Here is a 13606-nt window from a genome sequence, read left to right as displayed (position 1 = left end):
CCCTTCGTGCGCGTCGTCCCCGTCCGTCGTGCGCGTCGTACGGACGCTCGAAACCCTCGCACGGTGTGCCGAGTCCGCTCCGCCGGGTCCGGCACGCGAGACGGTGCTTTTGGGCGCGGACGGCGCCGGGTTGGGCCTGCGGGCCCAAGACCGCAGGGCTGTCGGGTAGTTAGCGTCGCGGGTATGACGGGTCCGGGGGAAGTGCGTCGTCGGTTGCGCCGCTGGGCGCGGGGGAAGACCCCGCGCACCGGGGTGCGTCTGCTGGGACTGCGGCGTTCGCGCCGGGGCCAGCGCGGTCAGGGTGCGATCGAGTACGTCGGCCTGGTCATGGTCGTCGCGGCGGTCATCGGTGCGCTGGTGGCGACGGGGATCGGCGCGGAACTGACGGAGAAGATCAGCGCGCAGGTGTGCCGGATCGGCGGTGGGGGCGACTGCGGTGACGGTGGCGGTGGCGAGCCGGGTGCGCAGGCGGGTGATCAGCCCGGTGACGGTGACCGGGCGTCGGACGACGGCACGCCCGGGTCGCAGGCGCAGATCGACTACGACGCCGCGCTGAAGGAGCTCCAGGACGCGCAGAAGGCGGAGAGGACCAGTTCCGACAAGGCCGTGGAGGCGGCGAAGGAGCTGGCGAGGATCCTCGCCGAGGAGCTGGGGATCACCGACGCCCTGGACTGCATCACCGAGGGCGACATGGGCGCCTGTACGGAGACGTTGGTCAACGTGCTGTCGAGCCTGGTCGGTGGTGCGGTCGGGAAGCTCGCGGCGAAGTACGGGGCGCCGTGGAAGTGGAAGAAGGCCGCAGAGCTGGTCAAGAAGCTCAAGAAGCACGGCGGGGATCTGTACGACGGGCTGAAGGGCATGGTCAAGAACCGCAAGAAGGTCACGGACGCGGAGAAGAAGCTCGCCGACGCGCAGAAGAAGCTCGACGCCGAGAAGAAGGACCCGCCCGGGAACGACAAGCCCACGACGTGCGCTGTCAGCCACAGCTTCCCGCCCGGTACCCCGGTGCTGGTCGCCGGGGGCAGGCGGCTCCCCATCGAGTCCCTGCAGGCCGGTGACAGGGTGCTCGCCACCGATCCGGTGCGCGGGGTGACCGGAGCGCGCCGCGTGACGGAGACGTTCACGACGTACGACGACAAGCACTTCACCCAGCTGTCCACCCCGGCCGGCCGGGTCACCGCCACCGACACGCACCCCTTCTGGGTGACGGGCCGGCAGGGCTGGGCGGACGCGGGCGACATCGTGACCGGGGAGCGTCTGCGCGTGCCCGGTGGTACGTCGCTCCTGGTGACAGGGGTGTCCCGCTACACGGAACGGCAGACGACGCACGACCTGACGGTCGACGGCATCCACACGTACTACGTCGGTGTCGGCGCAACGAGCGCGCTGGTACACAACAACGACTGCGAGTTCGAGACCGATCCGGACGTCAGGGGTCCCGCGGCAGGGAAGACGCTTAAATCCCCGCATCCACGGCACACCGTGGCCGGTGCGAGGAACGGCATGGTGAAGGAGAAGAACACCGTCATCCTCAAGGGCAACGAGGCGGACGTCCAGAACGACATCAAGGGCATCGCGGAAGGCAGGGCCGAGCTGGTCGACAACGGCAACGCCTACGAGATCAACGGGCGCAAGTACGGCGTGGAAGGGAACGGGCGGACCTTCCCGATCTCCGGGAAGGGACTCGTGGAGCTCGACAGGAACGAGTACGCGGCGCTCAAGGAGATCGCCAAGGCGGGCGGCAGGACCGATTCACCCGCTTTGACAAGGGACCCCCGCTTTGCCGACCATCCTGAGGTGGTGGAGAAGGCCAAGAAGGTTTACGACGGGACCTATGCGTGACGGCGACCTACAGCTTTCTGACCGTGCACCGACCCGCCCCGCACGCCATGGCGCCGGCACTCGCCGGAGCCCTCGGCACAAGGGCCGAGGACGTGGATGCCGCCGACGAGGACGGGGGGCGGACGGACGACAGGAACTGGGACGCCCCGGTGCTCTGTACGTACCGCTCCGTGGCGGGTGACCTGGCGCTCGCCTGGGACGTCTCCGTGTCGGACGCGGTGGCGCCGCCGGCCGAGGCGGAGGCGGCTCTGCGGCTCGCGGCCAGCCTCGGTACGACGGTCCTGTATCCGGCCGGGGAGACGCCCCCGTCGGCGTACTGGGCGGCGGGCCCGGACGGGACGGTCACCCGGGCGCGTCTGTACGAGGGGGAGGGAGACCTCCCGGTCCACACGGTGGACGCGGTCGAAACCCCGATGGAGCAACTCCCGGCCGCGCGGGTCGAGGTGTTCGCCGAGATCCTGCGCGAGCAGCACGTGGAGACCCCGGTCACCGATGCCTTCGCGGCGGAGGCCGTCCCGCACGGTGACGCGTCGGCCACCGGTGCGGTGAACCGTGCCCGCGAGGCGTTGTTGCTCTGGGAGCGGCTGGTGCGCCGGATCGATGCCGGGTGGCTGCCGGGCGGTCGCTATCCCTTCGAGCTGTACGCCGAGGACCTGCGTACCCGTGACCGCCTGGGTGAGCTGACCGAGTCCGCCGGCCCGGGGAGCGAGCTGCTGGCCCGGGCCGTGGCGGAGCTCGACGAGGTGTTCCGGCGCGGTACCGAGGACGACGCCGGGGCCTTGCTCGGGCGCCTCACCAGGTCGGGTGCGGAGGTCGCCCACCGTGGCTGGTGGTGGCACCGGCGCCCGGTGGAACTGCCCTGGGACAGATGAACGGCGCCTCCCCGGAGGAGGCGCGTCGTGGCCGACCCGCGCCGCCGGCCGGGGCGAAACGGCCCCGTGAGCCGTGGCCGGGCCCGCTACGGGCATGCCCCCGCCGCGCGTTGCGGGGCGGGCGCTCCCCCGGACGGCACCAGGACACGAGCCCGGGCCCGGGACGGGGACGGCATGAGCGGTGACGGCCCGCCTTCCCTCACCGCGGACGCCGTCGGGAAGCCGGCCGTCCGGCTGTCCCGTGCCCGCGTGGAGCGCGACCTCGCAGCCGGCCGGAACGGCTGAGGACCAGAGGGCCTCATGCCCGGATCGCGCCGGCCCGGGCCGGACGAAGGACCCGAGTTGGGCCCCTGGGCCCAAGACGGCGGCCCGTCGTACCCATAGCGTCTGAGCTGCAGGTGATCGACGCCCGTCCCGGCGCGCCCCCACGGCGCCGGGCCGGGCCGCAAACGGAAGGCGGCGGCGCGTGCCCGCGGCTGAGCACCCCGCCCTGGCCGACGAGGAGTCACGCCCCCTCCGGTGAGGGCTGACGGAATGGTGCGGTCCTGCCCGCCGCACGGAGGAGTTCGCCGTTGCCACGGGCTTCGACAGAGCCCAGGACCTGAGCCGCCGCGGCGTGCCGGTCCGCGGTGCCCTCGCGGCGAAGGAGGTGCTGGACCCGAGGGGCCGGGCGCGCCCTGACGGCGGCCGAGCCGGCGTCCGCCGGTGACGTGGCCGGCTCGGGGCACGAGTGGCCGGCCCCGGCCGGCCCGACGACAGCACGTGGTGCGTCCCGCGCTCGGCGCGGCTGGAGCTGATCCGCACGGTCGCCCCGCCGGCCGGGCCGGGGCCCCGCACGCGGAGGTCCTGCGGGCGGGCGGAGGGCCGCTGCCGGGCCCGGCCCGGTGACCTCCGGGGCGGCGGGCTCATAATCGGCCGCATGCCCGATCAGCAGACGTGCCTCCGCCCGACGGCGCCCGGACCCCGCAGCACCCGGCACCGCGCCAGGTCCCTGCTCACCGCCGCCGCCCCCGCGCTGGGCGCCTACGCGGCGGTCAGGGCCGTCGGGCTCCTCGTCCTCTGGGCGTCGGCGTCGGCCGCCGGGAAGGACGCCCTGCACCTGCTGGGCGGGCGCTGGGACTCCGTCTGGTACCAGCGGATCGCCGAGGACGGCTACGGCCGCACCGTCACCCTCCCCGACGGCACCGTCCACCCCGACCTGGCGTTCTTCCCCCTCCTGCCGGCCCTGGAACGCGGTCTCGCCGCGGCCACCCCGCTCACCGTGCAGGGCGCCGGGATCGCCGTCGCCTGGCTGGCGGGACTCCTCGCTGCCTGGGGGATCCACGCCGTCGGAGCACGGCTGTACGGGTGCCGGGCCGGCGTGGTGCTGGCCGCGCTCTGGGGCGCGTACCCGACGGCGTTCGTCCAGTCGATGGCGTACACCGAGACCCTGTTCACCGCGCTCGCCGCCTGGTCCCTGTACGCCGCGCTCAGAGGCCGCTGGATCGTGGCGGGCACGCTGTGCGTGCTCGCCGGGCTGACCAGGCCCTCGGCCGCCGCGCTCATCGCGGCGCTGGCGGTCAGCGCCGTGGCCGTCCTCGTACGGGAGTGGCGGGCCGGGGAGCGGCGGGGCCTGGTGCGCCGCAACGCGCGCATGCTGCTGGGGGTCTGCCTGGCACCGTTGGGATGGCTGGCCTACGTGGTGTTCGTCGCCGTGCGGGAAGGCAGCCCGTTCGCGTACTTCGACGTCCAGGTGCAGTGGGGCAACAGCATCGACGGGGGCAGGGCGCTGGCCGCGTTCATCCTGGGACTGCCGTTTCCCGCCGCGCTCGGGCTCTGTGCCGCGCTGGGACTGCTGGGGTGGCTGGTGTTCCTGTGCGTGCGGCAGCGGCAACCGCTCCCCGTGCTGGTGTACGGCATCGGCGTCGTCGTCGTCTCGCTCATCGGCTCCGGGTACTTCGGCTCCAGGCCGCGCCTGATGATGCCCGCGTTCCCCCTGCTCCTGCCCCCGGCCGTCGCGCTGGCGGGGCTGCGTACGACGCTGCGCACGGGCGTGGTCGTCGCCGCGTCGGCCCTCGGCTCAGCGGCGTACGGGGCGTGGACGCTGCTGGGGCCGGGGCCGCCGTGAGTTGGGCCCACGGGCCCACGCGCCGGGCGCACCCCGGTTGTTAGCGTGCTGACCCGGTGCACAGCGGGGCGGGAGCGGTGAGCGATGAAGGTACGGACCACTGTCGTGGCGGCGGGCACGCTCGTCCTCTGTCTGGCGGCCGCCGGCTGCGGACCGGACGGCGGGGGCGAGGGGGCCGGTGAGAAGGCCACCGCCTCCCGGGCCCCCGCCTCCGGGTCCGGCACGGGATCCGGCGCCACCGCCACGCCCGGAGCCGGTTCCCCTCCCGTCCCCACGCCCACCAGCCACGGCAGGACCCTCACCGAGGCCGAGCTCGAGAAGGTGGCCCTCGCCACGGACGAGGTGCCGGGCTACGCGATCGCCCCCCTGGAGGGCACCGGCGAACGCGGCACCGAGGAGCCCGAGGACGAGGCGTGCCGGCCGATCACCGCGATCATCAACGGCTCGCCCGAGCCGGCCCCGGCGGCCATCGTCTTCCGTACGGCGACGGACACGGCGGAGGAGGGCGAGGACGACCGGACCGTGGTCACCGAGATCCTCACCTCGCACCCCGGGGGCGGGGCCGGGGAACTGCTGCGCGCGGTCCGTGACGCGGTGCGGGACTGCGCCGGCGGGTTCCGCACGACGAGCGAGGACGGGCCGACCACCTACACCGGGGTCAGGGCGCTGCCCACAGCCGGGGCCGGCCAGGAGTCGTTCGCCTACCAGGTGACGGGCAGCCTGGCGGGAGCCGAGGTCCCGCTCGTCTTCCACCTCGTACGGACCGGCTCGACGGTCGTCACCTTCTACGCCGCCGACTTCCTGACGGCGAGGACACCGGAGGTCCCGGCCGCACTCCTCACCGCACAGGCGGCGAAACTTCCGTGACGGGTACGGAGACCCGCACCCGTGTCCCGGGCCGCAGGCCCCACCGCTCCATGGCCCCGGCCTCCGACTCCACCACATGACGGGCACGGAGCCTGGGCAGGCCGAGCCGGCCGGGCTTCATCGTGCGGACCGCCAGGACGTTGAACGCGCGGTCCAGGTACGCCACATCGATGGCGAACCGCATCCGGAAGGTGTGCACACTCCCGCACGGCGTGATCAGCAGCGCACCGTCGACGCCGTCCACGCCGAGCAGCCCACGCGCCCGTGCCCGGTACGAGGCGGCGATACGCAGCGGTACCTCCCGCGCCCCGGAGTCCGTCCCGACCGTCAGTGTTCCGCTGCCGTCACGCCATTTCCCCATGGGAACCGACCGTAGACCCCCCGGCCGCCGGGTGGGTCCCGAACGGCGTGATGGGCCCCAGGGCCCAAGACCCCGCCGTACGGGCCGGATTAGGGTCGATGCCGTGGACGCCACACTGATTGCGGTCGCCGCGCTCTGGGGCGCCGTCGCCGGACTGCTGCTCCCGCGCGCCGCCTACCGCTTCTCCGTCGAGCCCGAGGAGCCCTGGAGGGACGCCTGCCCGGCCGGGCACGTGCTCACCGGCCCGGCCCGGGGCTGGCTCGGCTCCACCAGGTGCGCGGTGTGCGCCGTGGCCGTCCCCTCGCTCCCGGGAGGCGCGGCCCCCGGGGCCCCCGCGCCGGCCGGGCGGGGCCGCTACGCCCCCGCCGTCGCCGTCCCGGTGGTCACGGTGCTCTCCTGTGCGGCCCTCGCCGCCGCCACCGGGGCCCGGCCCGAGGCCGCCGTCTGGCTGCTGCTGGCGCCCGTCGCGGTGCTCCTCGCCGTCGTCGACCGCCGCGTCCACCGGCTCCCCGACACGCTGACGCTGCCCCTCGCCTGCGCCACCGCCGTGCTCCTGGGAGGTGCTGCCCTGCTGCCCGGGCACGGCGGGTCCTGGGTCTCCGCACTGCTGGGAGGAGTGGCGCTGGGCGGTTTCTACCTCCTGCTCTTCCTGATCAACCCGAACGGCATGGGCTTCGGCGACGTGAAGCTCGCCCTCGCGCTGGGCGTGGCGCTCGGCTGGTACGGCTGGGCGGTCCTCTTCGCGGGCGGCTTCGCCGGGTTCCTGTTCGGCGCGCTGTACGGGGCCGGGCTGATGCTGGCGCGGCGCGCCGGACGCAAGACGGGCATCCCGTTCGGCCCGTTCATGATCGCGGGGGCGTTGCTCGGTCTGGTGTCCGGTGGCCTCGCCGCCTGAGGCCCACCCGGCACACGGACATACGGAATACAGGGTCGCGCCGGGCCGTGGCGGGCTGACACCCTTGCCGTATGACCGGATCGTCCGCGCCCTTCGTCCCTCCCGCCCCCGGCGCCTCCGACGCGCGCTTCGAGGCCCTCGTCGCGGAGGCCGGCGCCATCCCCGTCGACGGCTGGGACTTCTCGTGGTTCGACGGGCGGGCGACCGAGCAGCGGCCCTCCTGGGGGTACGCACGCGCCATGGCGGACCGGCTGGCACGGGCCGGGGCCGCGCTCGACATCGAGACCGGGGGAGGGGAGGTGCTCGCCTCCGCGCCGGTGACGGCGCCTCTCACCGTGGCCACCGAGTCCTGGCCGCCGAACGTCGCCCGTGCCGCTGCCCTGCTCCACCCGCGCGGCGCAGTCGTCGTCGCGACCTCCGGCGAGCCGCCGCTGCCCTTCGCCGACGGCGCCTTCGACCTGGTCGTCAGCCGGCATCCGGTGACGACCTGGTGGGAGGAGATCGCCCGGGTGCTGGCCCCCGGAGGCACGTACTTCTCCCAGCAGGTCGGCCGGGAAAACGTGTTCGAGCTCGTCGAGTACTTCCTGGGGCCGCTGTCCCCCGGGCAGCGCGCAGCCAGGGATCCTCTGCGGGCGAGGGAGGACGCGGAGGCCGCCGGGCTGGAGGTGACGGACCTGCGCGCCGAGCGGCTGCGCATGGAGTTCCTCGACATCGGGGCCGTCGTCCACTTCCTGCGCAAGGTCGTCTGGACGGTGCCGGGATTCACCGTCGACGCCTACCTGCCCCGGCTGCGTTCCCTCCACCGGCAGATCGAGGAGCGAGGGGCGTTCGTCGCGCACAGTTCCCGCTTCCTGATCGAGGCGCGCAAGCCGGAACGGTCACCGGCGGTCCTCCGCTGAGCGCGCCTCACGGGCCGCAGGTGCAACGGCATCACCCGTCCTCCCGTCCTACCCATGAGTAGTGCGACCCTGGTAGTTGAGCGCACAACGAAGGAGCGGGTCATGTCGGTGGGAAGGGAAATGCCGGACGGGGAGACCGGTCCACCGGTCCGTCGGCCGCGGCACGGGAAGGCCGACTGGCTCACGGGTGCGCGGGTGACGGCCGTCCACGGCCTGTTCTACCGGCCCGAGGGCCGCGCGGGAGAGCCGGAAGCCGTCGAATTCGTGCTGGAGGGCGGGCAGTCGGTCCTGCTGACCTGCGCGTCCGACCACACGCTGAGCATCACCTCCGGCGCCTGGCCCGGCCTCCCCGACTGGTGCGTGCCCGCGGGCCAGTGGCGGTTCGAGCAGCTGAGCCGGCTGCCGCCCCCTCCGTACGGCGGGGCATGGACGGTCACCGGCACGCAGGAACGGCGTGACGAGCACGGCGAGGTGCGCGAGGCGGTGCTCCGGTGCGAGAACGGCGACTTCGTGGTCGCCGGAGGTGACACGGTGGCGATCCGCTTCGTGCCCTGCTGACGCCTCCGGCCCGCCTGCCGTGTGACCGCCCGGGGCCACGGCCGCGGGCTGCGCGCCGTGTCGTCCTGGCCCCGGCGGGACGGTCCCTGTCCTGCCGGGGCCCCCGCGCCCGAGCGCCGGAGATGTGCCCGAAGCGCAGTCCGGCGAATTCGGAGAGTGATTATTTCGTGGCGTGGCACCATCACCACTTACGAAGGGTTATGGTGGAAACCCCCCCCTCGGGCCGGTCCGTAACCCCCCCCCACGGACCGGCCCGTTTTTTGTGCCCGGAGCGTGCCCCGGACGCGCGCCCTTCAGGCAGGGCGGGCGTCCGCCGCGAGTCAGCTCCGGCCGGCCCAGATGTTGGTGCTCGCGGTGTCCACGGCGAAGGTGTCGATCTCCTCGAGCTCGGCGGCCGTCAGCGCGGGAGCGGCGAGCGCGGCCACGTTCTCCTCCAGCTGCCGCACGTTCGACGCGCCGATCAGGGCCGAGGTCATACGGCTGTCACGCAGGACCCAGTTGAGCGCCAGCTGTGCGAGGGACTGCCCACGGCCCCGTGCGATGTCGTTCAGCCCGCGCAGGCGCCGCACCATCTCGTCGGAGAGCAGGCCCGGGTCCAGGGACTTGCCCTGGCTGGCCCGTGAACCCTCGGGGATGCCCGTCAGGTACTTGTCGGTGAGCAGTCCCTGGGCGAGAGGCGCGAAGGAGATGCAGCCCATACCGGCCGTCTCCAGCGTGTCGAGCAGCCCGTCGGCCTCCACCCAGCGGTTGACCATCGAGTAGGACGGCTGGTGGATCAGGGCGGGCACGCCCATCTCCGCGAGGATCCGCGCCGCCTCGGCGGTCTGCGCGGCGCTGTAGGAGGACACGCCCGCATAGAGGGCCTTGCCCCGGCTCACGGCGGAGGCGAGCGCACCCATCGTCTCCTCGAGGGGAGTGGCGGGGTCGAAACGGTGGGAGTAGAAGATGTCGACGTGGTCGAGGCCCATCCGCTTCAGGGAGGCGTCGAGCGAGGACAGCAGGTACTTGCGGGAACCCCACTCGCCGTACGGGCCGGGGTGCATCCGGTAGCCGGCCTTGGTGGAGATGACGAGCTCGTCCCTGTACGGAGCGAAGTCCTGGCGGAAGAGCTTGCCGAAGTTCAGTTCGGCGGAGCCCGGCGGCGGGCCGTAGTTGTTGGCCAGGTCGAAGTGGGTCACTCCGAGGTCGAAGGCGCGGCGCAGGATCGCCCGCTGGGACGCCAGGGCGCGGTCGTCGCCGAAGTTGTGCCAGAGGCCGAGCGAGACGGCGGGCAGCCTGAGCCCGCTGCGGCCGGTGCGGCGGTACTCCATGGAGTCGTAGCGCGACTCGCCGGCGAGGTAGGAGAGGGAATCAGTCACGTTTCACTCCTTATCACGGACTTGTGACAGACCGGGTTGGGCCCCTGTGACCCGGCCGCAGTAATGTGGCCGCTTCGGGACATGCCGGTCCGCGGCGCGGGAGCGCGGCGGGCGGACCGCGCGCGATCCCCCCGGGGGGCGGCCCCGGACCCCCGCGTGGGGGAGGGGCGGGCCAGGGGCCCGTACGGAACCGAGAGGGTGAACTCAGTGAACTTGCGCGACCTGGTGTACGGGCTCTACGCACGCCGGGTGGAAGGCCGCCTGGACCACGATCAGGTGCCCAAGCACATCGGAGTCATCCTCGACGGCAACCGGCGGTGGGCGAAGGCATCCGGCGGCTCGGCCGTGCAGGGACACCAGGCCGGGGCGGACAAGATCTCGGAGCTGCTCGGCTGGTGCAGTGAGACCGATGTCGAGGTCGTCACCCTCTGGCTGCTGTCCACGGACAATTTCGACCGGCCGGAGGGGGAGCTCATCCCGCTGCTCGGCATCATCGAGAACACCGTGCGCCAGCTGGCCTCCGACGGGCGGTGGCGCGTCCACCACGTCGGCACCCTCGACCTGCTGCCGTCGCGGACCCAGACCGTCCTCAAGGAGGCGGAGGAGGCCACGGCGGGGGTCGACGGGATAATCGTCAATGTCGCCGTCGGCTACGGCGGCCGTCAGGAGATCGCGGACGCGGTCCGCTCCCTCCTCCTGGAGCACTCCTCCCGGGGCACGACCTTCGAGGAGCTCGCCGAGATCGTCTCCACGGACCTGATCTCCGAGCACCTCTACACCCGTGGGCAGCCCGACCCGGACCTCGTGATCCGCACCAGCGGGGAGCAGCGGCTGTCCGGCTTCATGCTCTGGCAGAGCGCCCATTCGGAGTACTACTTCTGCGAGGTCTTCTGGCCGGCCTTCCGTAAGGTCGACTTCCTGCGCGCCCTGCGCGACTACGCGGCGCGCCACCGGCGTTACGGGGCCTGAGGGACACAGCGCCCCGGCGGACGGCCGACGGGCGGGGCGGGGCGGGGGCCCGGCCGGACGTACCGTGTCGCAGGCGGCGGCATGGCTTCGCGTGTTCGAGGGAATACAGCTCTCAGGTCGATGTCCGGTCAGTAACCAGGCGGACGTCGCAGCCAAGTGAGCGGCACCCAGCCCGCTCGCCCGGGAGGCCCTTTGCACACGAAGGACCGCATACCGTGCGGCCGATGCGGAGGGCCGGTGTTCGGCCCGCGCACGGGGCCCGAACCCGGTCCGTCCTCTCCCTTCGGGAAGTTCCGCGACGTCCGTCGCACTCCCCGACCTCGTCCGAGGGGGTACGTCCTTCCGTGGTGACCAGCACCAAGCGCCGCCTGCCCGACAGGCGCACCTACGTTCTCGACACCAGCGTCCTGCTGGCCGACCCCAAAGCCATGACCCGGTTCGACGAGCACGAAGTCGTGCTGCCGATCGTCGTCGTCACGGAGCTGGAGGCCAAGAGGCACCACCCCGAGCTCGGTTACTTCGCCCGGCAGGCCCTGCGCCTGCTGGACGACTTCCGGGTCCGGTACGGCCGGCTGGACGCCCCGATCCCGCTCGGGGACCTGGGCGGGTCGCTCCGTGTCGAACTCAACCATTCCGACCCCGGCGTCCTGCCCGCCGGCTACCGGTTGGGGGACAACGACTCACGGATCCTCGCGGTCGCACGCAACCTGCAGGCCGAGGGGTACGACGTCACCGTCGTCTCCAAGGACCTGCCGCTCCGGATCAAGGCTTCGTCGGTCGGTCTCCTCGCCGAGGAGTACCGCGCCGAACTCGCCGTCACCGACTCCGGCTGGACCGGCATGGCGGAACTCGCCGTCGCCGCGGAACAGGTCGATCTGCTGTTCGGCGAGGAGAGCCTGTACATCCCCGAAGCCGCCGAGTACCCCGTGCACACGGGGCTGGTGCTCCAGTCCGAGCGGGGCAAGGCGCTGGGCAGGGTCACCGCCGAGGGCAACGTCCGTCTCGTGCGCGGCGACCGGGAGGCCTTCGGCATCCACGGCCGCAGCGCCGAGCAGCGCATCGCGCTCGAACTGCTCCTCGACCCGGACGTCGGCATCGTGTCGATGGGCGGCCGGGCGGGCACGGGCAAGTCGGCACTGGCGCTGTGCGCGGGCCTGGAAGCCGTCCTGGAGCGCCGGCAGCACCAGAAGGTGATGGTCTTCCGGCCGTTGTACGCGGTCGGCGGTCAGGAGCTCGGCTATCTCCCCGGCAGCGAGGCCGAGAAGATGAGCCCCTGGGCGCAGGCCGTCTTCGACACGCTGTCCGCCGTCGCCGGGCGTGAGGTCATCGAAGAGGTGCTGGGGCGCGGAATGCTGGAGATCCTGCCGCTCACCCACATCCGGGGCCGCTCGCTCCATGACGCTTTCGTGATCGTGGACGAGGCGCAGTCCCTCGAGCGGAACGTCCTGCTGACCGTGCTGTCCCGTATCGGCACGAATTCGCGGGTGGTGCTCACCCACGACGTGGCACAGCGGGACAACCTCAGGGTCGGCCGGTACGACGGAGTCGTCGCCGTGGTCGAGAAACTGAAGGGGCATCCGCTCTTCGCGCACGTGACGCTCACCCGTTCCGAGCGCTCACCCATCGCCGCGCTGGTGACCGAAATGCTGGAGGACGGGCACATCTGACCCGCTGCACCCCATAAGTGCCGCCCGGCGAGCCAAGGAGCTTAGCCGGGCGGCATTGTGCTGCGCTGTCATTTCCGAAAAAGTTGTGCGTCAAACGGGATGTGAGCTTTCCCACGCAACACAGAATTGCAACGCACCGTGTCCTTCCGGCAGAGTCTTGCTTCCGTCAGGCCCCGCATACGGCACTTGGGCACCTCCAGAGGCGCCACGCACCACACAACTCAACAATCGCCGTCCGTATGCCGCCCGCGAGCACCACGTGGCACTTCCGCAGGGAAGTCGCCCACCGGGCCCGTGCCTCCCGTGACCCAAGCAGTAGGGAGGCCAGTGTCAGGGGCACGATTGCGCCCGCGAGGTCACCTAAGCGGGCGATGCTGGAAGGACACCGTGTGAGCCGGATCTCGGTCCGGGGGTTCGCCGTGGCATCAGCCACCGCGGTCACCACCGTAGGCGCCGTCGTAGGCGTTGCGTCGGGCGGCACTCCCGCTGCCGACGACAACTTCGAGGCGGCCGCAGCCGACACCACGCTGCTCGCAGACATCCCCGCGGGCCAGCAGGCCCAGGTTCAGACTGCTTCGCTGACGCAGCAGGCCGACGCCCAGGCCTCCGCGGCCGACGCGGCGGCCAAGAAGTCGGCCGAGGAGACGGCCCGCATCCAGGCCGCCAAGGACGCCAAGACGAAGAAGCGGGCGGCCGAGGAAAAGCTGGAGGCGGAGCGCGAGGCCAAGGAGAAGGAGGCCGAGCGTGCGAGCCGGTCCTCCGTCCGCGACGCCTCCTCCTTCTCGGCGCAGGGCTCCTACAGCGTGGCCGACGTCCAGGCGATGGCCCGCGCGATGATGCCGGCCGACCAGTTCCAGTGCTTCAGCAACATCGTGGAGCGCGAGTCGGGCTGGAACTACAAGGCGACCAACCCGTCCTCCGGTGCCTACGGCATCATGCAGGCGCTGCCGGGGTCCAAGATGGCGTCGGCGGGTGCGGACTGGCAGACGAACCCGGCCACCCAGATCAAGTGGGGCCTCAGCTACATGAACAGCGACCGCTACGGCAGTCCCTGCAAGGCCTGGTCGTTCTGGCAGGCCAACCACTGGTACTAGAACCTCGCGAGGTTCCGCTCGCAACTCCGGGAAGCTCCGCACCGTCCTACGGTGCGGAGCTTCTCGCGTGTACGGTCTCCCGGACAGCTCCGGGGGCGTGAGCGGGACGTTCGGGGG

General features: G+C 72.4%; 13 protein-coding genes. 11 read left to right on the top strand and 2 right to left on the bottom strand.

From position 1 onward, the window contains the following. Nucleotides 1-183 precede the first annotated feature (183 nt). The 5 genes from ACF1FZ_RS00580 (at nucleotide 184) to ACF1FZ_RS00560 (ending at nucleotide 5688) form a co-directional block, all read left to right on the top strand. The gene (locus ACF1FZ_RS00580) at nucleotides 184-1842 is read left to right on the top strand and encodes a polymorphic toxin-type HINT domain-containing protein (RefSeq protein ID WP_391771186.1); all 1659 of its coding nucleotides are present in this window, start codon (nucleotides 184-186) and stop codon (nucleotides 1840-1842) included. After that, a complete protein-coding gene (locus tag ACF1FZ_RS00575; protein WP_391771185.1) occupies nucleotides 1839-2714 on the top strand; it encodes a hypothetical protein in 876 nt (291 codons plus the stop codon). The genes ACF1FZ_RS00580 and ACF1FZ_RS00575 overlap by 4 nt, the downstream gene beginning before the upstream one ends. Nucleotides 2715-2741: 27 nt before the next feature. Beyond that, the gene (locus ACF1FZ_RS00570) at nucleotides 2742-2999 is read left to right on the top strand and encodes a hypothetical protein (protein WP_391771184.1); all 258 of its coding nucleotides are present in this window, start codon (nucleotides 2742-2744) and stop codon (nucleotides 2997-2999) included. A gap of 634 nt (nucleotides 3000-3633) precedes the next feature. After that, nucleotides 3634-4821 (top strand): hypothetical protein, encoded by a 1188-nt coding sequence (locus tag ACF1FZ_RS00565; RefSeq protein ID WP_391771183.1) that lies wholly within the window; start codon nucleotides 3634-3636, stop codon nucleotides 4819-4821. A gap of 84 nt (nucleotides 4822-4905) precedes the next feature. Then, nucleotides 4906-5688 carry a hypothetical protein gene (locus ACF1FZ_RS00560; RefSeq protein WP_391771182.1) on the top strand — a complete coding sequence of 261 codons (783 nt, stop codon included), beginning with the start codon at nucleotides 4906-4908 and terminating at the stop codon, nucleotides 5686-5688. Here ACF1FZ_RS00560 and ACF1FZ_RS00555 read toward each other — a convergent pair. Continuing rightward, complete coding sequence (locus ACF1FZ_RS00555) at nucleotides 5660-6049, bottom strand: DUF192 domain-containing protein (protein ID WP_391771181.1); 390 nt, start codon at nucleotides 6047-6049, stop codon at nucleotides 5660-5662. The two genes, ACF1FZ_RS00560 and ACF1FZ_RS00555, sit on opposite strands and share 29 nt — an antisense overlap. 103 nt (nucleotides 6050-6152) lie before the next feature. Here ACF1FZ_RS00555 and ACF1FZ_RS00550 point away from each other — a divergent pair, with 103 nt between their 5' ends. From ACF1FZ_RS00550 to ACF1FZ_RS00540, 3 genes are all read left to right on the top strand, one after another. Next, nucleotides 6153-6944 carry a prepilin peptidase gene (locus tag ACF1FZ_RS00550; RefSeq protein ID WP_391771180.1) on the top strand — a complete coding sequence of 264 codons (792 nt, stop codon included), beginning with the start codon at nucleotides 6153-6155 and terminating at the stop codon, nucleotides 6942-6944. A 71-nt stretch (nucleotides 6945-7015) separates the two neighbouring features. Beyond that, nucleotides 7016-7843 carry a class I SAM-dependent methyltransferase gene (locus ACF1FZ_RS00545; protein ID WP_391771179.1) on the top strand — a complete coding sequence of 276 codons (828 nt, stop codon included), beginning with the start codon at nucleotides 7016-7018 and terminating at the stop codon, nucleotides 7841-7843. A gap of 102 nt (nucleotides 7844-7945) precedes the next feature. Next, nucleotides 7946-8401, top strand: a complete 456-nt coding sequence (locus ACF1FZ_RS00540; RefSeq protein ID WP_391771178.1) for a hypothetical protein — start codon at nucleotides 7946-7948, stop codon at nucleotides 8399-8401. A gap of 320 nt (nucleotides 8402-8721) precedes the next feature. On the opposite strand, the gene mgrA is transcribed toward ACF1FZ_RS00540, so the two are convergent. Beyond that, on the bottom strand, nucleotides 8722-9759 hold the full coding sequence (gene mgrA / locus ACF1FZ_RS00535) for an L-glyceraldehyde 3-phosphate reductase (RefSeq protein ID WP_391771177.1): 1038 nt from the start codon (nucleotides 9757-9759) through the stop codon (nucleotides 8722-8724). 207 nt (nucleotides 9760-9966) lie between these two features. Between mgrA and ACF1FZ_RS00530 the strand changes: the two genes are divergently transcribed. The 3 genes from ACF1FZ_RS00530 (at nucleotide 9967) to ACF1FZ_RS00520 (ending at nucleotide 13489) form a co-directional block, all read left to right on the top strand. Further along, nucleotides 9967-10728, top strand: coding sequence for an isoprenyl transferase (locus ACF1FZ_RS00530; protein ID WP_391771782.1), 762 nt, complete (start codon nucleotides 9967-9969; stop codon nucleotides 10726-10728). A gap of 344 nt (nucleotides 10729-11072) precedes the next feature. Then, entirely contained in the window at nucleotides 11073-12395 is a 1323-nt protein-coding gene (locus tag ACF1FZ_RS00525) for a PhoH family protein (protein WP_391771176.1), read from the top strand. 389 nt (nucleotides 12396-12784) lie between these two features. Further along, a complete protein-coding gene (locus tag ACF1FZ_RS00520) occupies nucleotides 12785-13489 on the top strand; it encodes a transglycosylase SLT domain-containing protein (protein WP_391771175.1) in 705 nt (234 codons plus the stop codon). Nucleotides 13490-13606: the final 117 nt, after the last annotated feature.

This window comes from Streptomyces sp. NPDC014623 (genome assembly GCF_043088245.1).
Taxonomy (GTDB): Bacteria; Actinomycetota; Actinomycetes; order Streptomycetales; family Streptomycetaceae; genus Streptomyces.
Note: the sequence above shows the minus strand (reverse complement) of the source record. Positions and strands in the feature narration are given on the sequence as shown.